Consider the following 21,446-nt stretch of genomic DNA (forward strand, 5'->3'; position numbering starts at 1 on the left):
GCCGGCGAAGTCGCTCCCGCCGAAGACGGCGCCGTCGTCGCTCACTCCTGATCCGCTTGCTGCACTCGGTTCCCACACCCAGGATCAGCAGCAGCGCAAGGAGAACCGCCATGACCATCTGGGACACACAGACCACCGGCAAACCGACCAGAGAGCAGCCGTACCCGATGGAGGCGGAGGAAGCCGCCGCCACGCACAGCACCAGCACGTCCCGGCCCGTCCGATCGGGAACCGGTGCTCCCTTGGCACCCCACCTCTCCATGGCTCGGACGAACCAGACAGCAAGCAGCGCCGCCACTGCGAGCCCTGCCAGCTCAGAGCGTCCGCCGGTAGGGAAAAGTTGTTGCCCGCGGCAGTGGGCGGGACGATCATGACGAGGATGTCGGATCTGCTTGAGCGCGTGACCGCCTTCCGCGCCGCTTTCGCCCGCCGCCAGGCTTCTGAGACCGTCGAGCTGCCCGGGGCCTTCGCCGTCCGCGACTCGGACTTCTCCCAATCCCAGGAGCACAACCAACTGATCGTCCACGCCTCAGACGCCGACCCGGCGGCACTGCCCGAACTGGCTGCCCAGGGCCTCGGACCGCGCCAGCAGTACCGGATCACGGTGCTGGACGAGGCGCTCGGGGAGCGGGCCACCCCGGTGCTGGCGGCGGCCGGCTACGACCGGGACACCGAGCTGATACTGGCCCGGGAGACGGCTGGCTGCGCGCTGCCCCAATCTGCCGCGCGCCCGGTCGAGCTGGCCGAACTGCGAGCGGCGGTGTTCCGCCAGCAGCTGGACTGGGGCTTGGACGAGGATCTCGCTCGACAGCTCACCGAGCGCCGTACCGCTCGCCTGCGCGGCGCCGAGGAGGTGTTCTTCCTGGCCGCCCGGACACCGGATGGGGAGATCGCGGCCTGGGCCGACCTCTACCTCGACCGAACCGCGGGGCTGGCTCAGCTGGAGGACCTCGTCACCGCTGTGCTGCACCGTAAGCAGGGCCACGGAGACACCCTGCTCGCCACAGGTCTGGCGTTGGCCGCCGCTGCCGGGATCCCCCAGCTCTTCCTCGTCGCGGACGTGACCGACTGGCCGCGCGAGTGGTACTCCTGCCGCGGCTTCACCGAGCTCGGCCGCAGCTACTCCTTCCTCAACCGCTGACGGCGGGGATGAACCGGGGCTCACTGCTGCCGGGCACCCTGAGCCCGGCTTCGGATGCAAACCAGCGACAGTACGCCAACTTCCCCAAGGTGTAGGCGAGTAGGCGATAACAGAGCACACACGGTTCGCCCGATCATGGAGCTCTCTACGCTTCATGATCACCGGGGGACCGTGCCTGCTGTCGCTGTCCCATCATGCATTCTCGCCCCGATCCGCGACCAGTTCCTCGCGCTGCTGCCCGTGCGCGAGGACCGGCACCCGCTGGGCTGCCACAACCCGAGGATCAGCGATGCGCTCGTCTTCGACCGCCTGGTGCAGGTCCTCGTCTTCGGCTGCGGATACGAACGTGCCGCCGACGAGCACTGCTCGGCCACCACCTTGCGCCGGCGCCGCGACGAGTGGATCGCCGCCGGCGTGATGGAGACCTTGCGGATGGTCGCGCTCGCCGCCTACGACCGCATGATCGGCCTCGAACTCGACCGCCTGAGCGCCGATGGCTGCATCACCAAGGCGCCCTCTGGTGGCGAGTGCGCCGGCAGGATCCCGGTCGACCGAGCCAAACTCGGCATGAAACGCTCGCAGTTGACCGACGGTACCGGCAAACCGCTGGTCACCGGGCCAACACCCGCGACCACACCCTGCTGCCCGCTACCCTCGACCGCTTCACCGCCCTGGAGCCGACCCTCGGGCCGCTGCCCAGGCACCCGCGTCTTGCTCTGGATGCCGGATACGACTACCACATGGTCCACGACGACCTGGCCGCCCGCGGGATCGCCGCGCGCATCGCCGCGCGCATCGCCGCGCGCGGCGCGAAGACCCCGATCCAGACCGGCGGCCGTTGGGTGGTAGAGCGCACGAACTCCTGGATGAACAACTTCGGCAAACTCCGACGCTGCACCGAACAGCGGAGAGCGGCCATCGAGTTCTAACGCTTGACCGCCTCAACGCCGGCTTAGATCCTGATGCCGATCTGCCCCTGCTCCGACTTACCGATGGTCGCGGTCACGCGAACTCCCCCTCTTCGTCCTGGTCTGACCAGCGAGCGCGGACCGCCCGCTCATGTGGTCGGCTCAGACACAGTCGCCTCTCCCTCTGGAGCAAGGTCAAGCGATCTTCGAAGCTGTGACACCCCTGTCGCAAGTCGCCGACCCGACTGGCCTGAATGTCCGGCACGCGGATTGTGTGCCGGACCCTTTTGCAAGGGCGGCGGATCGGGACGCGGAAGCAGCAGTGCCCTGCCAGGGGCCTTTCGCGTGCCAGAGGGCTCGTCCGGTCGGGCGGGCCGTCTCTCGTCCCGGGTGGTCCGATTGGTTGGATCATCCGGTGGGTCGCGCCGGGACGTTCCGGGGCGGCGGCAGAGCCGAGGTTATGAATGCGTCACCGACCATCCATGAGCATCAACCTCAGGAGCCACTCGATGCGCCCCATCAGAGCAGCCTGCCTCGGCACGGCCACTGCGCTGGTCACCCTGCTCGCCAGTGCCCCTGTCGCGGCCGCCGCGACGGACATTGATTCCGCCCACGCCAAGGGCCGGGACCGGGTCATCACAGTCATCGGTCGCCTCTCACAGCAGACCCGCTTCCCCGTCAACCCCGGGGGCGTCGCCGCCCAGGGCGATCGGACCGTCTTCCGCTCGATCCTCTTCGACAAGGACAACAAAAAGGAGGTCGGCGAGACCAACGGCACCTGCACCACCACCCTGGTCGAATACGACGGCGGAGCGGAGGTGTGCGCCGTGACCTACAACCTCCCGGGCGGCCAGCTCACCGTGCAGGGGATGGTCTTCGGCATCTTCACCAAGGGCCTCCCGACGATCCCGCCCCCTTCGTTCGACAACGCGATCACCGGCGGCACCGGGAAATTCGACCGGGCTCGTGGTCAGGTCCACGCCGACACGATCGGTACGGGCCTCAGGCGCTTCACGATCGACCTCGACTGACTGAGCATGCCCCCGCCCGGTGAGAAGCCTGGCGGGGGCGCTCCTTTGCTTGACGCAGCTCTCAGCAGTCCGATCCCAGACGTCGTCGCGGCGTGGACTTTGGGCCCGGAGCACTTCGGTGATTGATCAGCTCGGCCTAGGTGCACCCGGAGCGGTGACGATGGACGCTGGAAGCATGACGGCCCTGCGGTCCGGCGTGATCCTGTTCGGGCTGGTCGTGCTGACCGTGAAGCTGTTCTCGGCGACCGAGGAACACCCCGTCCGGCTGCAGGCGATCCATGCCGCGGACAGCGCAGGGTGCAGCACCGCCGGTTCTGTGAAGCAGAGGACCGTGAAATCCCGTACGAGGAGGTCGGGCGCGGCTGGGAACTGCCGGACGGACGACTGGTGCCGCTGACCGATCAGGACCTGGCGCGTCTGCCACCGGCGACGAGGCACGTCGTGGAGGTATTCGGTTTCGTGCCCGGGCAGGCCATCGACCCGATCGCGTACAGCAGGCCGCACTACGTCGGCCCCGGCGGCCCGCAGGCCGACCGGCCGTACGCGCTGCTCGTCGAAGCGCTCGCCCGCAACTGACAGGTCGGCGTGTGCAAGGTCGCCGTCCGCTCCCGGGTACGGATCGCACTGCTGCGGCCATGCCACGGGGTGATCCCGCCACCGGCCACCGGCTTCGGCATCCGGTCCGGGAGCAACGGCTCAATCCGGGCCCACTGCACGTCAGTCAACCGCACACCCGGACCAACGACCAGCTGTTCCAAACGGAACTGCCTAGCCTCGCCCGCCTTCTCGCGACGGCGGTCGTCCCGTGCTCTCCCGCACGACCAGCCGTGTCGGCACCAGCGTGGTACCTGGTTCCGCCTCGCCCTGCCGGACCTGACGCAGCGCGCTCTCCACGCAGCGGCGGCCGACCTCGGCGAAATCCTGGTGGACCGTGGTGAGCGGTGGCTGGAACGAGCCAGAGTCGGGGATGTCGTCGAAGCCGATGACCGAGACGTCCTCGGGGACTCTGCGGCCCCGCTCTTCCAGGGCCCGCAGTAGGCCGAGCGCCATCTGGTCGTTCGCCGCGAACACCGCGGTGCAGTCGCCCTGTTCGGCCAGGCGCAGGCCCGCGCGGTAGCCCGACTCGGCCGACCAGTCGCCGCGCACCAACGGTGGGACCGCGCGGCCCGCGGCCTCAAGTGCCCTGCGCCACGCGTCCGTTCGGCGCTGCGCGGCGAACGACTCGGAAGGGCCCGCCAGATGCCAGACCGTGCGGTGGCCGAGGTCGAGGAGGTGGCGTACCGCGTCGCGGGTGCCGCCCGCCTGGTCCGTGTCCACCACCGCGTAACGGTCATCGGCGTCCGAGTCCGCGACCACGACCTTCACGTGTGGCGGCAGCGTGAGGCTCGCCGAGTCGAGCAGATGGACCTCCATGATGACGATGACCGCGTCCACCGCCAGTTCGCCGAGGCGTGAGAACGCGCCGCGCACCTCGTCCTGGGTGGGCACCGCGACTGGGAGGAGCGTGACCGCGTAGCCCTCCTGCGCGGCCGAGGTCGCGATGGCCTCCAGCGTGCGCATGTTGCCTGTCGTGGAGAGCGTGAACGTGATCACGCCGATGGTGCGGAAGTCGCCCCGCTTCAGCGCCCGCGCCGCGCTGTTGGGGCGGTAGCCGAGCTCCTTCATAGCGGTGAGGACCCGCTCGCGCGTCTCCTCGTTGACGCCGGGAAAGCCGTTCGAGACGCGGGAGACCGTCTGGGACGAGACACCCGCAACCCGGGCGACGTCGGCCATCGACGCGTTCTGCGTGCGGCGCCGGGCGTCGGTCCTGCCGCGCTTCGGGGCGCTGTCCGTTGCTCCCACCGTTGGCCTCACCAGTCGAGTTGATCGTTCACGGCGACTCTTGACCGTCCTCTGCGAGGCAGTGTAGACATGCCGCCACCGAATGTTTACGCAAACATAATACCTGTCGGTCGCTTGCGCGCCGGAATGTTTACGCAACCATCCGAGCACCATCCGCGAGGCACGTACGAGCGAGGGACGCGAGATGACGACGCTTCAACCGCCGGCCGCCGCAAGGCCACGACCGGCCGGGCCACCGGTACGCAGGGCGCGCCGCTCGTGGACGGGGTGGGGGTTCATCGGCCCCTTCGTGCTCGTCTTCGCCCTGGTCTTCCTGGCGCCGCTCGCATACTCGGTCTATCTGAGCCTGTTCCGCACACAACTCATCGGCGGCACCACCTTCGTGGGCCTGGACAACTACCAACAGGCCTTGCAAGACGGCCAGTTCTGGGAGGGAGTCTTCCGCGTCGGACTGTTTCTGCTGATCCAGGTGCCGATCATGCTCGGCATCGCCTTGCTCGTCGCCCTCGCGATCGACAGCGGCCGCCTCTACGGCAAGGATTTCTTCCGGATCACCGTCTTCCTGCCCTACGCGGTACCCGCCGTCGTCGCGACCCTCATGTGGGGCTTCATGTACGGCACCCGCTACGGCTTGGTCGGCGACGTCAACGACGCGTTCGGCGTGAAGCTGCCCGACCCACTCTCCGCCGACCTGGTCCTCGCGTCCATCGGCAACATCGTGACCTGGGAGTTCGTCGGCTACAACATGCTGATCTTCTTCGCCGCGCTGCGCGTCGTACCGCACTCACTGTACGAGGCGGCCGAAATCGACGGTGCCGGACAGTGGCGCGTCATCACGGCCATCAAGCTCCCTGCGATCCGCGGCGCCCTCGTCATCGCCACGATCTTCTCGATCATCGGCAGCTTCCAGCTCTTCAACGAGCCCGCCATCCTCCAGAAGCTCGCGCCGAACGCGATCACCACCGACTACACCCCGAACTTCTACACGTACTCGCTGTCCTTCGCGGGCCAGCAACAGAACTACTCCGCGACGGTCGCCATCGTCATGGGCATGATCACGATGATCGTCGCCTACGTGGTCCAGCTGCGCGGCATGCGCAAGGGAGCGTGAGCGCGATGACCACCACCACCGGCTCCGTGCGGCCGACGGCGCCGCTCAAGTCCGTCGCCCCGCGCCTGCGTTCACAGCGCCGCAGGATACCCGGCCGCCCCCGGCGCAGCGTCCTGCTGACCGTGCTCACCGGCGTCGTCCTCGTCTACAGTCTGCTGCCGCTCGTGTGGCTCCTGATCAGTGCCACCAAGTCCCAGCAGGGTCTGGCCCGTTCGTTCGGCCTGTGGTTCGACGGGAGCTTCGACCTCTGGCACAACATCGGCGACACCTTCACGTACCAGGACGGCGTCTTCGGCCGCTGGCTCCTCAACACCCTCCTGTACGTGGTGGTGGGCGCGGGCGGCGCCACCTTCCTCGCGGTCCTCGGCGGATACGCGCTCGCCAAGTTCGCCTTCCCGGGCAAGCGCGCCGTGTTCGCCGTCGTCATCGGTGCGGTCGCGGTACCGGGCACGGCCCTTGCCGTCCCGACGTTCCTGATGTTCAGCAAGATAGGGCTCACCGACACCCCGTGGGCCGTCATCATCCCGTCGCTGATCTCGCCGTTCGGCCTCTATCTGATGTGGGTGTTCGCCACCGAGGCGATACCCACCGAGCTGATGGAGGCCGCCCGCATCGACGGCGCGAGCGAGCTGCGCACCTTCTTCCAGGTCGCCCTGCCGCTGCTCGCGCCCGGCACCGTGACCGTCCTGCTCTTCACCACGGTCGCGACCTGGAACAACTACTTCCTGCCGTTGATCATGCTGAAGGACCCCGACTGGTATCCGCTCACGCTCGGCCTGGACTCCTGGAACAAGCAGGCGCAGACGGCCGGCGGCGAAGCCATACCGCACCTGGTGCTCACCGGCTCACTTCTCACCATCGTGCCGCTGATCGCCGCCTTCCTGCTGCTCCAGAAGTACTGGCAGTCCGGGCTCTCCGCCGGAAGCGTCAAGGAGTAGGCGCAGCACCGCAGTTCACGCCCCGTACACCCTCTGCAGGACCACGAAGAAGTGGAAGCCATGCCCATGCCCAAGAACTCCCGCCGCCTGCTGCGCGGCATAGGTCTCCTCTGCGCCGTCGCCCTCGGGGCCACCGCCTGCGGTGGCTCCGACAACGACAGCTCGAGTGACAAGCAGGTCAGTTCGGCCGACATCCAGTCGGCCCTGAAGAAGGGAGGCACCGTCACGGTGTGGGCGTGGGAGCCCACCCTGAAGCAGGTCGCCGCCGACTTCGAGAAGAAGTACCCGAAGGTCGACATCAAGCTGGTCAACGCGGGCACCAACAATGACCAGTACAAGGCTCTGTCGAATGCGATCTCGGCGAAGAAGGGCGTCCCGGACGTCGCGCAGATCGAGTACTACGCGCTCGGCCAGTACGCCCTGACGAAGCAGATCACCGACCTCAAGGCGTACGGCGCCGAGAAGCTGGCGGACTCGTACTCGCCCGGACCGTGGAACTCGGTGAAGTCCGGCGCCGGCGTCTACGGCCTGCCCATGGACTCCGGCCCGATGGCGCTCTTCTACAACAAGAAGGTCTTCGACAAGTACAAGATCGCCGTCCCGACGACCTGGGACGAGTACGTCGAGGCCGCCCGCAAGCTGCACAAGGCCGACCCGAAGGCGTACATCACCAGCGACGCCGGCGACGCGGGGCTGACCACCAGCCTGCTGTGGCAGGCCGGTTCGCACCCGTACAAGGTCGACGGCACCAAGGTCGGCATCGACTTCACCGACGCGGGCGCGAAGAAGTACACCGACACCTGGCAGAAACTGATCGACGAGAAGCTGGTCGCGCCCGTCACCGGCTGGACCGATGACTGGTACAAGGGCCTCGGCGACGGAACCATCGCCACGCTGCCCACCGGCGCCTGGATGCCCGCCAACTTCGCCTCCGGTGTGAAGGGCGCCTCCGGCGACTGGCGCGTCGCCCCCATGCCGCAGTGGGATAAGGGCGCGCACACCAGCTCCGAGAACGGCGGCAGCTCCCTCGCGCTGCCCGAGCTCGGCAAGAACAAGGAACTCGCCTACGCGTTCGTCGAGTACGCCAACTCCGGTGCGGGCGTGCAGACCCGCATCAAGAACGGCGCGTTCCCCGCGACGACGAAGGACCTCAACTCCTCGTCGTTCCAGAACACCGAGTTCCCGTACTTCGGCGGCCAGAAGGCCAACAAGGTTTTCGCCGAGTCCGCGAAGAGTGTGCCCACCGACTGGAAGTACCTGCCGTTCCAGGTGTACTCCAACTCGATCTTCAACGACACCGTCGGCAAGGCCTACGTCTCCTCGACCAAGCTCACCGCCGGGCTGAAGTCCTGGCAGGACGCGTCCGTCAAGTACGGCACCGAGCAGGGCTTCACCGTCGAGAAGTAGCCCGCCGCCTCCCGCGACCGCACCTGTGGAAGACCGCTCCCCGAAAGGACGCGCATGACCGCCCCCCTCACCTCCCGTTTCCCGTACGCGAAGGGCTCGGACGGCACCCGGCGCCTCGGCTACGGAGCCGACTACAACCCCGAGCAGTGGTCACGGGAGGTGTGGGCGGACGACATCCGGCTCATGCGTGAGGCCGGGGTGAACGTCGTCTCCCTCGCCATCTTCTCCTGGGCGCGGCTCCAACCCACCGCCGACACCTGGGACTTCGGCTGGCTCGACGAGATCATGGACCTGCTGCACGCGGGCGGCGTCGGCGTCGACCTGGCCACCGCCACCGCGTCGCCGCCGCCGTGGCTGACCGCCGCGCACCCGGAGATCCTGCCGGTGACCGCGAGCGGCGAGACGCTGTGGCCGGGCGCCCGGCAGCACTGGCGGCCCACCTCGCCCGTCTTCCGCGAGCACGCCCTGAACCTCGTCCGCCGCCTCGCGTCCCGCTACGCCGATCACCCTGCCCTGGTCGCCTGGCACGTCAACAACGAGCTGGGCTGCCACAACGTCTACGACTACTCCGACGACGCCGCCCGCACCTTCCGGTCCTGGCTGCGCCGCCGCTACACCACGCTCGACGCCCTCAACAACGCCTGGGGGACGGCCTTCTGGTCCCAGCGCTACAGCGACTGGGAGCAGCTACTGCCGCCGCGGCTCGCCGCCTCGCACCCGAACCCGACCCAGCAGCTCGACTTCAAGCGCTTCTCGTCGGACGCGCTCAAGGACCACCTGCTCGCCGAGCGAGAGATCCTGCGCGAGCTCACCCCGGACACGCCGGTCACCACCAACTTCATGGTGATGCCGGGCACCAAGGGCATGGACTACGCGGACTGGGCGGACGAGGTCGACTTCGTCGCCAACGACCACTACGTCACTCCCGGACCGCAGGACCGCGACGAACTCTCCTTTTCCGCCAACCTCAGCAGCGGCATCGCGGGACACCGCCCCTGGTTCCTGATGGAGCACTCCACCAGCGCCGTGAACTGGCAGCCCGTCAACCCACCGAAGACACCGGGAGAGTTGGCCTGCGACTCGCTGCTGCACGTCGCGCACGGCGCCGACGCCGTCTGCTTCTTCCAGTGGCGCCAGTCGGCGGCCGGAGCCGAGAAATACCACTCGGCGATGGTCCCGCACGCCGGAGCCGACAGTGAACTCTTCCGCTCCGTCGTCGAGCTGGGCCGCACCCTCGACGCGCTCGCCCCCATCGCGGGCAGCGAGCGCGAACCCGCCCGTGTGGCGATCCTCTTCGACTGGGACTCCTGGTGGGCCGGCGAGCAGGACTCCCACCCGACCTCCCGCCTCGACTACCACCGCGAGGCCCTCGACTGGTACTCGGCGCTGCTTCGTCTCGGCCACCGCGCCGACGTGGTGCCCGCCCACCGCACCGACCTGTCCGCGTACGACGTCGTCATCGCGCCCGTCCTGCACGTGGTGCCACAGCCGCTCGCCAAGGAACTCACCCGGTACGTCGAGGGCGGCGGCCACCTCGTCACCACATACTTCTCCGCGATCGTCGACGAGAACGACCACGTCTGGCTCGGCGGCTACCCGGGCGCGCTGCGCGACGTCCTCGGCATCCGCATCGAGGAGTTCGGGCCACTGCTCGACGGCGACACCGTCGAGCTGGACAACGGCACCACCGGTGGCCTGTGGACCGACCGGATCTCCGTCACCAGCACGGACGTCGAGGTGCTGGCGGCCTACCGCACCGGCACGTACGCGTCGCGCCCCGCCGTCACCAGGCGCGGCACGGGCCGTGGCTCGGCCACGTACGTGTCCACCCGGCTCGGCGTCGACGGGCTGACCGTGCTGCTGCCCGAGCTGCTCGCGCCCGCCGGGGTGACCAGCGAACTCCCCGAAGCCGCACGGGGGTTGGTGGAACACGCCGTGCGGCGCGACATGGAGTACCGCTATCTGTTCCTGGTCAATCGGAGCAACGAGCAGGTGGCGCTGCCGGGCCTGACCGGTGACGTGCTCGTCGCGCCGCGGTCCGAGGGCGACGGCCTCGTCCTGGCGCCCCGCCAGGTCGCCGTCCTGCGGCAGTCCGCCTCCTGAATCCACCCGCTCTCGCACCACCGACACCCCACCCACACAACGACATTGGGAGCACACGTTGGCGCGCTTGACCCGCAGACGGTTCATCGGCATCGCCGCGGCCACGGCCGCGGCCGCAGGAACCCAGCTCTCAGCCGCACCGCTCGTCGCCGCAGCCGCCGGCGCGACGGTCACGGTCACCCCCGACCCCTCGTACCAGCAGGAGCGCTTCGAGGGGTGGGGCACCAGCCTGGTCTGGTTCGCGAACGCGACCGGGCACTACCCGGACGAGATCCGCGAGCGGATAGCCGACCTCGTCTTCGGCCGTGACGGCCTCGCCCTGAACATCGCCCGCTACAACATAGGCGGCGGCAACGCCCCCGACGTACCGGACTACTTGAGGGCGGGCGGCGCCGTCGAGGGCTGGTGGAAGGCGCCCGAGGGCACCACCCGCACCGACACCGACTGGTGGGACCCCGACAACGGGGACCACTGGAACGGGGACGCCGATGCCACCCAGCGCTGGTGGGTGGACCGGATCAAGAAGGACATCACCCACTGGGAAACGTTCTCCAACTCGCCGCCGTACTTCATGACGGTCAGCGGCTATGTCTCCGGCGGCTTCGACGCGTCGAGAGACCAGTTGAAGGAGGCGTCCGTCGACGACTTCGCCACCTATCTGGCCGGGGCGACACGGCGCCTGGAGAAGGCGCACGGCATCAAGGTGAAGACCGTCGACCCGTGCAACGAGCCCAACACCAGTTACTGGGGTACGAAGTTGGGCGCCGACGGGAATCCGACCGGTGGCCGTCAGGAGGGCTGTCACATCGGCCCCGCCCTCCAGCAGAAGATCGTGCCCGCGCTACACACCGCGCTCAAGAAGGCGCGGACGACGGCGGTCGTCTCAGCAATGGACGAGACCAACCCGACGACCTTCGCCTCGAACTGGACCAGCTACCCGGCCGACGTGAAGAGCCACGTCGCCCAGATGAACGTCCACACGTACGGCACCGGCGGCCGGACCTCCGTCCGCGACCTCGCCAAGGCCGACGGCAAGCCGCTGTGGATGAGCGAGGTCGAGGGCGACTGGGGCGACGGCCAATCCTTCACCGACATGCGGCCCGGACTCGGGCTCGCCCAGCACATCGTCGACGATCTGCGCGAACTGGAGCCCAGTGCCTGGGTGTTCTGGCAGCCCGTCGAGGACTGGGACAACATGAAGCCCGGCGGGGAATCCGCCGAGGGAGGCAACTGGGGCGAGATCCAGGTCTCCTTCAGCGCCGGCCCCGACGACACCCCGGAGACCTGCCCGGTCCACACGAACACGAAGTTCGACACCGCCCGGAACTTCACCCACTACATCCGTCCCGGCGACCACCTCATCAAGACCGACGACACGAGCAGCACCGCGGCCGTCACCCGTGGCGGCAACGGCGCCGCCGTCGTCCACGTCAACAGCACCACGTCCTCCCGCACGGTGACGCTCGACCTGTCGAAGTTCGCGACCGTACGCCAGGGCGCGACCGTCACCCCGGTCGTGACCAGCACGGCCGGCAAGCTGGCCGAGCAGACGCCGGTCGCGGTGACGGGCCGTACGGCCTCGTTCACGGTGCCCGCGCAGTCGGTGACCACGTTCGTGATCAAGGGCGTGTCCGGGGTCACGAAGGACGCCGCGACGCTGCGCAAGGGACGAACGTACGAGCTGACCGGCGTGCAGAGCGGCAAGGACCTCACTGTCGCCGACGGCGGCAGCACACTCGTCATCGAGTCGGGGACGGGCATGGCCGGTCAGCGGTGGCGGCTCGCGCAGATCAGCGGTGAGGGACCGGCGAACCGCAGGCGGCACGTCTTCACCAGCGCCGCCGACGGCAGGCGGCTGGCCGTCCGCGACGGCGCACCGGTCGTCGAACCCGACACTGACGAGCGGGACGCGGCCGCGCAGTGGATCCTGTCGACGACGGGTGACGGCACGTACACGCTCGTCAACGCCGGTACGGGCCGACTCCTCGAGGTCGGCGGACAGGCCACGCACGAGGGGGCGCCCGTCGGGACCTGGCAGCCCAACTCCGGTTCCAATCAACGGTGGAAGGTCACCGATGTGACGTCCTGAGGACCGCGTCGGCGCGCCCCACGGCGTCGTGCCGTGGAGCGCGTCCCTCGCGGGGTCCGCTGTTGCCGCCTGCTCCCGAGCGGCGCCGACGCCATCCGGGACGGTTGCGCGTTCCCGACCGGGCAGCGCCGGCCGACGTGATGTAAGTGCTGCGAACCGGTTGGCCTGGCGGGACGTTCCCGCGGAGAGAGTGGGCTGCTCCGGAGTGACCGCCTGGCGCCAGCTGCGGGGCTTGACCGAGGCAGGCGTCCGGCCCCACCTCCGACGGTATCCACCTGCGGATCCGTCTCGAAGAGGCGAAGGCCGCGGTCCTGGTCGTCATGGGCGTGCGCGCGGACGGCACCAAGGAGCCGATCGCGATGACGGACGGCCACCGCGAGTCCGCGGAGTCCTGGGCGAGCCTTTTGCGGGACTGCCAGCGCCGCGGCATGCGTGCTGCCGTCCTCGCCGTGGGTGCCGGCGCCCTCGGCTTCTGGAACGCGCTCGATGAGGTCTTCCCCGAAACCCGCCACCAAAGATGCTGGGTTCACAAAACGGCCAACTGCCTCGACACCCTGCCGAAGTCGGCCCAGCCCGCGGCGAAGAAGGCCATCCAGGACATCTGCAACGCCGAGGACAAGGAGCACGCCGCTCAGGCGGTCGCCGCGTTCGCCAATCAGTACGGCGCGAAGTTCCCCAAGGCCGTCAAGAAGATCGTCGATGACGAGGACGAGCTCCTGGCGTTCCACGACTTCCCCGCCGAACACTGGATCCACCTGCGCACCACGAACCCGATCGAGTCAACCTTCGCGACCGTCCGCCTGGGGACCAAGGTCACCAAGGGCGCTGGCTCCCGAGCCGCCGCCTTGGCGATGGTCTTCAAGCTCGTCGAGTCCGCGCAGGCCCGCTGGCGAGCCGTGAACGCACCCCACCTCGTCGCCCTCGTCCGAGCAGGCGCCCGCTTCGAACTCGGCCACCTCGTCGAGCGGCCACCGACGATCGCAGCATGAACCGACCCTCGTCCGAAACTAAGGTCGTCACCGTGAACCATGTCGCAGTGCGTCTTGAGCGCACCACCGATCAAGACATCCACGACGACCTCGTGCTGAGCGTCGGCACATGGCGGCACGTGTCCGACTCCTTCTACCTCGCAAACGATCCCACCGCGACGGCCACCAAGAACGTGCCACAGCAGCTCGTCCGTCTCCTTCAGCAATGGGGCGAACTGGTCTCCCAGCTGAGGCCGGCGGGCGGCTCCGCGTTCCTGCCCTTCGACTTCTCCGACGAATGCACCGGCTGGCTGCGGGTGACGTCCCAGGACGGCACACACGCTCGGGTGGAGGCCGGATGGAGCCTCATCCAGGGATGGAGCTTCAACCCCTCGGACATCGCCGACACGGCCCACCGCATCAGCGACTTCGAACCGGAGGCCGGTGCAGCGGTGGACTGCCTCATCGACGATCTACTCGCCACGATCACCAACAGCCGAAGAGGGTTCATCGAAAGCAGCAATTGATCCACAGGTCTTGACGATCACTCCGCGCCTCCTGGGAACTCCTGCAGACCCGCTACCCGCACTACCCCGTCTACGCCCCGGACCTCGACGGGCTGGATGCCTGGGCTCCGCGACGGGGTCAGGGCGGGAGGCTCTCAGCCTCGGATCCTCTTCCGTGGGGCGGCTAGCTCCGCCTGAACCGCGTCACCGCCGGGCTGCGGCGTCGCAGCGGGTGCGGAGTGGGCACCGGAGCGGCGGCCGTCGGCGGCCCGGTTCCAACTGCGCAGCGTCTCGGTATTCACACCGAATCGACGGCGACCGACTTGAGATAACTCCGGACGGGACCGGTACAACGCGAGGGTCTCTGGAGTCAGGGCCCGCCGACCGCGATCCCGGCAATGTGGTCGGTGGTGACCGTCTTACCTCGTCATGGCCGAGGAGGGCCCCCGCCCCGGCGGCGGGCGCGAGGCGCTGGAGCATGAGCTGGCCGACTGTCTGTGGTCCGCCCCTGAACCTCGCCCACCGTTACGGCGTCGGCCTCGGCCACGTCTTCCGGCGGGCCATAGGCGACCGCGACAGCCTGATCCGCGCCCAACTGCCCGCGGAATAGGCAATAGGGTCTGGTCCTTGGAAGTGGCCGCCCGGCGCGTACGAAGAACGCGCCCGCACCGGACCCTGCTTCGTCTGCGCCTTTCTCCGTGGGGCCCCGACTGCCGCCGCGAGACGGTCTACGAGGACGACGCCCACATCGCTTTCCTCGACCGATGGCCCACTCTCCCCCCGGCCAGGCTCTCGGCAGCCACGCCCGCGCGGAAGTACATCTCCGCGAGGCCGTCGGCCCTAATCTGCTGCAGTTGCTGCTCGTTGGCCCCCCCTGCTCGTGGGCAGTCCCTGCGTTCGGCATCGCCCCTTTGGCTTTGTTCACGAGAACCGACAGCACCTGTACACGAGTTTGGGCAGCACTCGAAGCTCTGCAGAAATCGAACAGTTCCTGGCTTCAGGCACCGTGGGCCCCTGCCGAGAGTTCAGCAGGGGCCCACGGTGCAGAGAGTTGCGGAGGGCCGGGACCTGTCCTCGATGAGTGGCGTGCCGGCCGACATCAGCTACCGTCTGCTGCCGGTCTGACGGCCCGGCATCACTTCAGATGTCGGGTGAAGAACTGGGCCGCGGTGTCCCCCGCGAACTGCGGGACGCCGGTGTGCCCGCCCATATTGGCGTGCAGGGACTTCTCCTTGGAGCCGAAGGAGTCGAAGAGGTCCAGGGCCGCCTGCCGGTCATTCCCTTCGTCGTCCCACTGCAGCAGGACGTGCAGCGGAATGGTGACCTGCCGGGCCTCCTCGAACATGGAGCGAGGCACGAAACTTCCGGCGAACAGAACGCCGGCCGAGATGCGCGGCTCGACCACCGCCAGCCGGATGCCGATGGAGATAACTCCCCCCGAGTACCCGACCGGGCCGCCGATCTCGGGCAGCGAAAGGAGGGCGTCCAGGGCGGCCTGCCATTCCGGGACGGCCTTTTCGACCAGTGGGAGGATGAGGGCGTCGACGATCTCGTCGCTGACCTGCTCGCCGGCCTCCATCGCCCGGCGCAGGTCCGCGCGGGCCTGCTCGGCGGCGGGCCAACGGGGCCGGCTGCCGCTTCCGGGGAGCTCGATGGTGGCCGTGGCGAAGCCATCCGCCGCGGAGTGCCGGGCCCGGGCCACCAGTCGGGGGTACATCTTGCTCAGCCCGAGGGGAGGGTGGCCGAGCAGGATCAGCGGCGCCGGTACGGATGCGGATGCCGATGCGGGTGTCCACAGGATGCCGGGGATCTCAGCGAGGGTGAATTCGTGTTCGAGGACGCCGTCGTCGAGGCGCTGTTCGGAAGTGAAATGCATGGTCGTGCCTTTCGGGAGTGCACTGGAACGGCGCTCCCGGACGACCTGTCTATCGCCCGACCGTGGCCCCGGAGGGGAGCACCCATGTCGATACTGCGTTCACGGGTACCACCTCCTCGATCTCTCGCACGGCCTCCGGAAAAACTAGCAGTGGTCGCCCTCGTCCGCCTAACGGGTTTTTGCCGAGTCTCCGGCCGGATGCCCCGGAGGCACTACGCAGAGCTACTCGGGGTGTCGTCGCGACTTCCCGAGTCGCGGCTCTGCGACGGCAGGGTGCACTGGCGCTGTCGTTTCTCATGAACATCGAACGCGACGCACCGCCGACGCCGCCCAAACTCGTGCACAGGTGCTGTCGGTTCTCCTGAACAAAGCCAGACGCGAGTGTGCCCGGCGACGGCATCGGCTTCGTGAGGGCGCCGCCGGGCACGACCACCCTGGCACGAGGGAGTGACAATGAGCCGACCCGATGACGCGAGCTGACCGCCGCCCTCAGCGGCCCCGTCTGTAACTCTCGGTCGGTGTCAGTGTGAGCCGACCCAGCCACTCGAAGTCGTCCGGGTAGTCCCACTCCTCGGCTGCGGCAAGTACATCGGCAAGGTCCTCGCGCGGGATCGCGGGACCCGGCTGGTAGCCGGTGGCACCGTCTGGTGTTGTCCACGGGATGTACCGGCAGACCTCGACCATTCCACGGTCGACAAGTGCGAGGAGCATGGGCGCCAAGTCAGCCGCTGGCGCCGACGCCAAGGGCTCCTCCAGGTCTCCCCGGACTCCAGGCAGGATGTCGATCTCACTCGCATCGAGCACGAAGGCGTACTCGACATCGGACAGCTCGCTCCCGCTCATCTGGCGATTCTCGCAGGTAGCGGCCGTTCCGATTCTGCCTTGTGCTCGGGCAGCCACCGGTCCTCAGGCTCACCTACGGGCCATCTCCCGTGCCCACTCGGGTCAACTGGAACACTCACGGGCCATCTACAGCCCACAGTTGGCCGCGGGGCCCGACCCCCGTGACGTGATGATCTTCGCGACGCGGTCCGGAGTGATCTCGGTGGTGTCGATGACCTCGGCTCCCCTGCGAAGCCGGGACAGGGACTGCCGATAGTCGGCGAGATGGTCAAGACGCCACTGACAGGCAGCGATGCTCTCCGGCTTCATGTCGGTCTCGATGCGCTCCACCAGCGTGTCCTGGTCGGTATGCAGCAGGAAGTGGTGCACCGGGATACCGGCCTGGGCAAGGCCGGTATGGATCTCCTGCCAGTTCTGCTCGACCAGAACCGTCTGGGTGACCACCAAGGTGCCGCCGACGTAGTCGAGCACCTGACGGGCGGTCTCCACGACGAGTCCCCCCACGGAGGGAAGTCCTGGAAGTCCCGTTCCGGTACCCCCAGGACGTGCCAGAGCATCTCCCCGACCTTCTCGGCATCGAAGAGCCGGGAATCCGGGATCCGAGAGGTCAACTCCTTCGCCGTGGTGGTCTTTCCTGCCCCGAACGTGCCGTTCAACCAGATGATCACCGGCCCGACCCTACGTGCGTCTACTCCTCACGTGTCCGGTCTCAGATATCTCCGGGCACGACATCGCTCCGACCTGCGGTACCCGGACTTGAGGGAGACGCCCAGCGCGTCCAGTGTCTCGCAGACGACCGGGCATCCGCCGGTGCGGCGGGCGGGAGCCACGACGGCCGCAGGGCTCGTGACCAGCACGGATACCGAGACCGTGCCCGGACTTGCGCGAGACACCGGGACGGATGCCCGGATATCTCCGAGACTGCCCGGACTTCACAGAGACCGGACAAGCTCACAGCGACATGTGACCGCCAGTGATATGTGGCCAGGGGCGGTCGCAGGACCTTGGTGACCAGCCTGTACTCACGGGCGGTTGGCCATTCTTCTCAGCCGTAGCCGGCCAGTACGGTAGCGATGCGTGGCAATGTTGTGCTGAGGCATGCTTCGTGGGGCGCAGCGGTCGGCTACTCACCAGTGGCGCCATCGATGGCCTCGCGGAGGAGATCCGCATGGCCGACATGGCGGGCGTACTCCTCGATCACGTGCTCAAGGACGAACCGCACATCAGTGTCCCCGAATTCCGGGTTCGGCACGATGCGCGCGAAGTCGACGGCCACCTGCGCGAATACCTGCCGCGACTCCTCGCACGCCTTCAGGTAGTCCTCGTAAACATCCCTGGCCGGCGTAGCGTCCGACTCGTCGTACCACTCCCCACCGTCAGCGGTGACGTAGGTCCGATAAGGAAAGAAGCGAGGCTTCGTGTCGGCCAACGTCCGCTGGAACCAGGCACGTTCGACCCCCTGCAGATGGCGCATGAGCCCCAGCAGGGTCAACGCCGACGACCGCACAGGACGCAGCCGCAGTTGTGCCTCCGAGAGGCCCTCGCACTTCCACAAGAAGGTCGCTCGGTGGTAATCGAGATTCGAGGCGATCACGTCCAGCCATGGGCCCGAGACTGCGCGCTCAGGCCGGACGATCTTCTGGACCACAATGTCGCTCACGCTGGTGTCTCCCCACCGGTCCTCAAGCTTGGTCGAGTTCGTACGTGCCCACGATCCGAGGACTGCGGGGCGCCTCTGCTGGCACCTCACGAGCACGTCCGCCCAAGAAGACCTCTCTTCGCATCGGAACTCATCGCTCGATGCCGCCTCGGGAGTGGCCATCCACGGCTGCGAGTGGCCAGGTATCGCCGTTGTGACTGAGCGCCGTGGTTGGCCCGACTGGCCAGGGGCGTGCTGAGTCGGGCACCACGTCCCGTCTGCTGCCCCGACGATGTCGAAGCCGACCACCGTCACATACTGGCGGCCTGTAGTTGGGTGAAGGTGCCGACCTTCGCCGACCATGCCTGCCGGCCTGGTAGAGGACACCATCCCATCAGCGAGTCGGACGTGACGGTGTCAGGCCAGATCATGTAGCCGAGCATGACCAGCCAAATGAAGATCACTGCCCGGGCCAGCGCCCGTCACCCATCGTTTGACGACGAGTCCGCACTCCAAGGCCGTCGGTCAGGTGTTCCGCATGAGCATCACGTCGGCCTCGGACAGGGAAGACTGACGCCATGCAGGACACCGTCGCAGTCGCCTTGATCACGGCGGAATTCGTCAGTCGTCACGGCAGGACGCTAACAAGATCAGCGTACCGACGGTATGCCGGGTAACGGCGTGGGTGCTGGTCTGGAGCCCCGACCCCAGACACCAGCCGCCGCGTGACGCTCCGCCGCGACCCGGCGGGCACCTCCAGCACTCACCCGGACCAACCAGAACGCTCACGGGCCAACTGAAGCGCGCAGTTTCGACAGCCCCTGACCTCCCGTGATGCTGGGAAGTCAGCGGCTCCAGGGCTGGCAAGCCTCACACGGTCGGCCGGTCGGCTACGGGGCCTCCACGCGAAAGATGACCAGAAGGGCCCGGGCGGGAGGGGTGTCCGCGTCGAAGAACTGTGTGGCCGGCGCGGATGGCACGGTCAATCCATGCATGCGAACCTCGTGGCAGCTGAAACAGAAGGCTGCCTCGAACAGCACCGGTCCGCGAGAATCCTGAGCATCGGAATACGCGAGGCCGAGGATCTGCCCGCGCACAGTCACCCGCCGACCGCCCGTGCCGAGCGGCGGGTGCACGACTATCGGCGCCACCGCCATGCGTCCATGGCCACCCGAATGGCCGGTGCGCGCATGCGGTACGGGTGTCAGTCTCGGAGGATTTCCGCAGAGCCCGCCCCGTCTCCCTTCCTTCCGGCCGGGCGGGCTTCTCTCAGTCCAGAACGCCGAGCTCGGTGTCGGGCCAGCAGTAGCGGTACGCGTCGACACCCTCGGTTACGGCCGCAGAGCCTGATCGCGCTCGCCGCCGCGGCTGCGCTTGCCCGCCATGTGGCAGCCGCCGACGTGGCCGTACACGGGGTCGCGTCCGCTAGGCCCATTTCGATGAGCCAGTCCGGGGCGGCCGGCCGTCGCTCTTGGCCGCGCCTCTGCTCGACTTCGCGTCGCTCAGCTTCCACGACGGTCCGCCGGACACGCTCGAGGCTCATGGCGAGCCAGGTCTCCAGGGTGCGGAGGCGGGGCAGGCGGGGCAGCGGATCGTTCATGCGTTCGACACTATGGCCGCTCGCCGACGCGGCGCATACAGGGTGAGTTGGCGACGCCTCCGGCAGGCGACCGCACTGCCCGTCTATGCCGGTGCGAGCCGAGCAAGGGCGGTGTAGACAGGAACCATGCCGCAGCGCCGCGAAGGACTTCGACGGCCGGTGCGAGCGGGTCGGGCGTTGCTCGTCATCCCGATCGCGTGGATTGTTGCGGTGTCCGTGATCGACATTCTTGCGCCGCCCAACATTCATCTGGGCCCGCTGCTCGTCGCGGCCCCGGCGATCACGCCGTTGTTCGGCGGGCCCCGGACGGTGGGCCTGGTCTCTGCACTGGCGGTGATCGCACAGACGACCATCGGGTTGGTGCGCGATCCTGACACGATGCTCTCGTCCAACCACCAGGCACAGATTTTCGCCCTGGTGCTGGTCGGCACGAGCTTGGTGATCTTCTCTGTACTGCGGGAGCGTCGCGCAAAAGTGCTGGCGCAAGTGCGGTACGTGTCCGAGGCCGCCCAGCGTGTGGTCCTGCCGCCGCTGCCCAAGGAGATCGGGCCGCTGCGCGTGGCTTCCCTCTACCTTGCCGCCGAGGCCGAGGCCCAGATCGGCGGGGATCTGTACGCGGCGGCGCGCACCACCTCCGGCACCCGGCTGATCGTCGGCGACGTGCAAGGCAAGGGGATGACCGCGGTCAATGACGCCGCCTTGCTGCTCGGAGCATTCCGCGTCGCTGCCCACCGCCAGGCGAGCCTGGGCGAGCTGGTGACCTACCTCGACCGAAGCGTGTGCTGGGACCTGATGGAGCCGGGCGAGGCGAGTTGCTTCGGCGAAACGTTCATCACCGCCACCATCCTGGACATCCCCGACCGGGACGGCCGGGTCCAGATGGTTGCCTGCGGGCACCCGCCGCCGGTCGTCCTGCGCAACGGCCGACCGACGACGATGGACGCCCTCCATCCCGCACCTCCGCTGGGCCTGGGCGAACTGGCGCATCCGCGATACCACGTCGACAGCTTCCAGTTCGAGCCGGGTGACCTTCTGCTGCTGTACACCGACGGCGTCACCGAGGCCCGCGACTCCACCGGCACCTTCTACCCGCTCGCCGAGCGCATCACCGGCTGGACCGAGAACGACCCCGACGCCTTCCTCGACCGCTTCCGGCGCGACCTGCTGCACCACGTCGGCGGACACCTGAACGACGACGCCGCCATGATCGCCATCGAACGCCCCGCCATACCCCCGGCCTGATCACCCGGCCCCTCTTGCACCACACAAGAAGACGCGGCTCAATGCTGCGGTCGATGACAAACGGTCCGGATCCGCTGTTGCCGTAACCGACCAGAACGGAGGGGATCATGCAGATCAACGACATGCTGCGGATCCTGAGCGTGGACCCCGCGCAGCTCCCTCCCGCCTCGGGCCCACGACCACCGCAGCGGAAACCTTCGCC

General features: G+C 68.2%; 17 protein-coding genes and 4 pseudogenes. 15 read left to right on the plus strand and 6 right to left on the minus strand.

What is annotated here, in order from left to right; translation table 11 throughout:
* Positions 1–379: 379 nt before the first annotated feature.
* The 5 genes and pseudogenes from OG698_RS01640 to OG698_RS01660 all read left to right on the plus strand — a co-directional run bounded on the left by OG698_RS01640 (position 380) and on the right by OG698_RS01660 (position 3,656).
* Positions 380–1,141 (plus strand): GNAT family N-acetyltransferase, encoded by a 762-nt coding sequence (locus OG698_RS01640; protein WP_406100951.1) that lies wholly within the window; start codon positions 380–382, stop codon positions 1,139–1,141.
* Positions 1,142–1,276: 135 nt separating this feature from the next.
* Positions 1,277–2,067 (plus strand): annotated as a pseudogene (locus tag OG698_RS01645) (IS5/IS1182 family transposase); the annotation flags it as partial.
* Between the two features lie 491 nt (positions 2,068–2,558).
* A complete protein-coding gene (locus OG698_RS01650) occupies positions 2,559–3,080 on the plus strand; it encodes a hypothetical protein (protein ID WP_406100952.1) in 522 nt (173 codons plus the stop codon).
* A 175-nt stretch (positions 3,081–3,255) separates the two neighbouring features.
* Positions 3,256–3,477, plus strand: a complete 222-nt coding sequence (locus OG698_RS01655; RefSeq protein ID WP_406111731.1) for a hypothetical protein — start codon at positions 3,256–3,258, stop codon at positions 3,475–3,477.
* A complete protein-coding gene (locus tag OG698_RS01660; protein ID WP_406100954.1) occupies positions 3,378–3,656 on the plus strand; it encodes a Ku protein in 279 nt (92 codons plus the stop codon). The genes OG698_RS01655 and OG698_RS01660 overlap by 100 nt, the downstream gene beginning before the upstream one ends.
* Positions 3,657–3,848: 192 nt before the next feature.
* On the opposite strand, the gene OG698_RS01665 is transcribed toward OG698_RS01660, so the two are convergent.
* Entirely contained in the window at positions 3,849–4,853 is a 1,005-nt protein-coding gene (locus OG698_RS01665; protein WP_406110762.1) for a LacI family DNA-binding transcriptional regulator, read from the minus strand.
* A 253-nt stretch (positions 4,854–5,106) separates the two neighbouring features.
* On the opposite strand from OG698_RS01665, the gene OG698_RS01670 reads away from it, so the two are divergent.
* From OG698_RS01670 to OG698_RS01710, 9 genes and pseudogenes are all read left to right on the plus strand, one after another.
* Positions 5,107–6,033 (plus strand): carbohydrate ABC transporter permease, encoded by a 927-nt coding sequence (locus OG698_RS01670; protein WP_384249803.1) that lies wholly within the window; start codon positions 5,107–5,109, stop codon positions 6,031–6,033.
* A 5-nt stretch (positions 6,034–6,038) separates the two neighbouring features.
* Positions 6,039–6,971, plus strand: coding sequence for a carbohydrate ABC transporter permease (locus OG698_RS01675; RefSeq protein WP_406100955.1), 933 nt, complete (start codon positions 6,039–6,041; stop codon positions 6,969–6,971).
* Positions 6,972–7,037: 66 nt separating this feature from the next.
* Complete coding sequence (locus OG698_RS01680) at positions 7,038–8,378, plus strand: ABC transporter substrate-binding protein (protein WP_406110764.1); 1,341 nt, start codon at positions 7,038–7,040, stop codon at positions 8,376–8,378.
* Positions 8,379–8,432: 54 nt separating this feature from the next.
* The gene (locus tag OG698_RS01685; protein WP_406100957.1) at positions 8,433–10,481 is read left to right on the plus strand and encodes a beta-galactosidase; all 2,049 of its coding nucleotides are present in this window, start codon (positions 8,433–8,435) and stop codon (positions 10,479–10,481) included.
* 58 nt (positions 10,482–10,539) lie between these two features.
* Positions 10,540–12,570 carry an RICIN domain-containing protein gene (locus OG698_RS01690; RefSeq protein ID WP_406100959.1) on the plus strand — a complete coding sequence of 677 codons (2,031 nt, stop codon included), beginning with the start codon at positions 10,540–10,542 and terminating at the stop codon, positions 12,568–12,570.
* Positions 12,571–12,626: 56 nt separating this feature from the next.
* Positions 12,627–12,832: pseudogene (locus tag OG698_RS01695) on the plus strand (transposase); the annotation flags it as partial.
* A 1-nt stretch (position 12,833) separates the two neighbouring features.
* A pseudogene (locus OG698_RS01700) lies at positions 12,834–13,559 on the plus strand (IS256 family transposase); the annotation flags it as partial.
* Between the two features lie 32 nt (positions 13,560–13,591).
* Positions 13,592–14,065, plus strand: a complete 474-nt coding sequence (locus OG698_RS01705; protein ID WP_406100960.1) for a hypothetical protein — start codon at positions 13,592–13,594, stop codon at positions 14,063–14,065.
* Positions 14,066–14,522: 457 nt separating this feature from the next.
* Positions 14,523–14,654 (plus strand): hypothetical protein, encoded by a 132-nt coding sequence (locus tag OG698_RS01710; protein ID WP_406100961.1) that lies wholly within the window; start codon positions 14,523–14,525, stop codon positions 14,652–14,654.
* 525 nt (positions 14,655–15,179) lie between these two features.
* On the opposite strand, the gene OG698_RS01715 is transcribed toward OG698_RS01710, so the two are convergent.
* The 5 genes and pseudogenes from OG698_RS01715 to OG698_RS01735 form a co-directional block, all read right to left on the minus strand.
* A complete protein-coding gene (locus tag OG698_RS01715) occupies positions 15,180–15,920 on the minus strand; it encodes a dienelactone hydrolase family protein (protein ID WP_406100962.1) in 741 nt (246 codons plus the stop codon).
* A 489-nt stretch (positions 15,921–16,409) separates the two neighbouring features.
* Positions 16,410–16,763 carry a hypothetical protein gene (locus OG698_RS01720; RefSeq protein WP_406100963.1) on the minus strand — a complete coding sequence of 118 codons (354 nt, stop codon included), beginning with the start codon at positions 16,761–16,763 and terminating at the stop codon, positions 16,410–16,412.
* Positions 16,764–16,889: 126 nt separating this feature from the next.
* Positions 16,890–17,431: pseudogene (locus OG698_RS01725) on the minus strand (AAA family ATPase).
* 455 nt (positions 17,432–17,886) lie between these two features.
* Positions 17,887–18,423, minus strand: a complete 537-nt coding sequence (locus OG698_RS01730; protein ID WP_406100964.1) for a DinB family protein — start codon at positions 18,421–18,423, stop codon at positions 17,887–17,889.
* An 869-nt stretch (positions 18,424–19,292) separates the two neighbouring features.
* Positions 19,293–19,559 (minus strand): hypothetical protein, encoded by a 267-nt coding sequence (locus OG698_RS01735; protein ID WP_406100966.1) that lies wholly within the window; start codon positions 19,557–19,559, stop codon positions 19,293–19,295.
* Between the two features lie 569 nt (positions 19,560–20,128).
* On the opposite strand from OG698_RS01735, the gene OG698_RS01740 reads away from it, so the two are divergent.
* The gene (locus OG698_RS01740) at positions 20,129–21,244 is read left to right on the plus strand and encodes a PP2C family protein-serine/threonine phosphatase (RefSeq protein ID WP_406100967.1); all 1,116 of its coding nucleotides are present in this window, start codon (positions 20,129–20,131) and stop codon (positions 21,242–21,244) included.
* Positions 21,245–21,446: the final 202 nt, after the last annotated feature.

The sequence above is a fragment of the Streptomyces sp. NBC_01003 genome (genome assembly GCF_045162695.1).
In the GTDB taxonomy this organism is placed as follows: Bacteria; Actinomycetota; Actinomycetes; order Streptomycetales; family Streptomycetaceae; genus Streptomyces.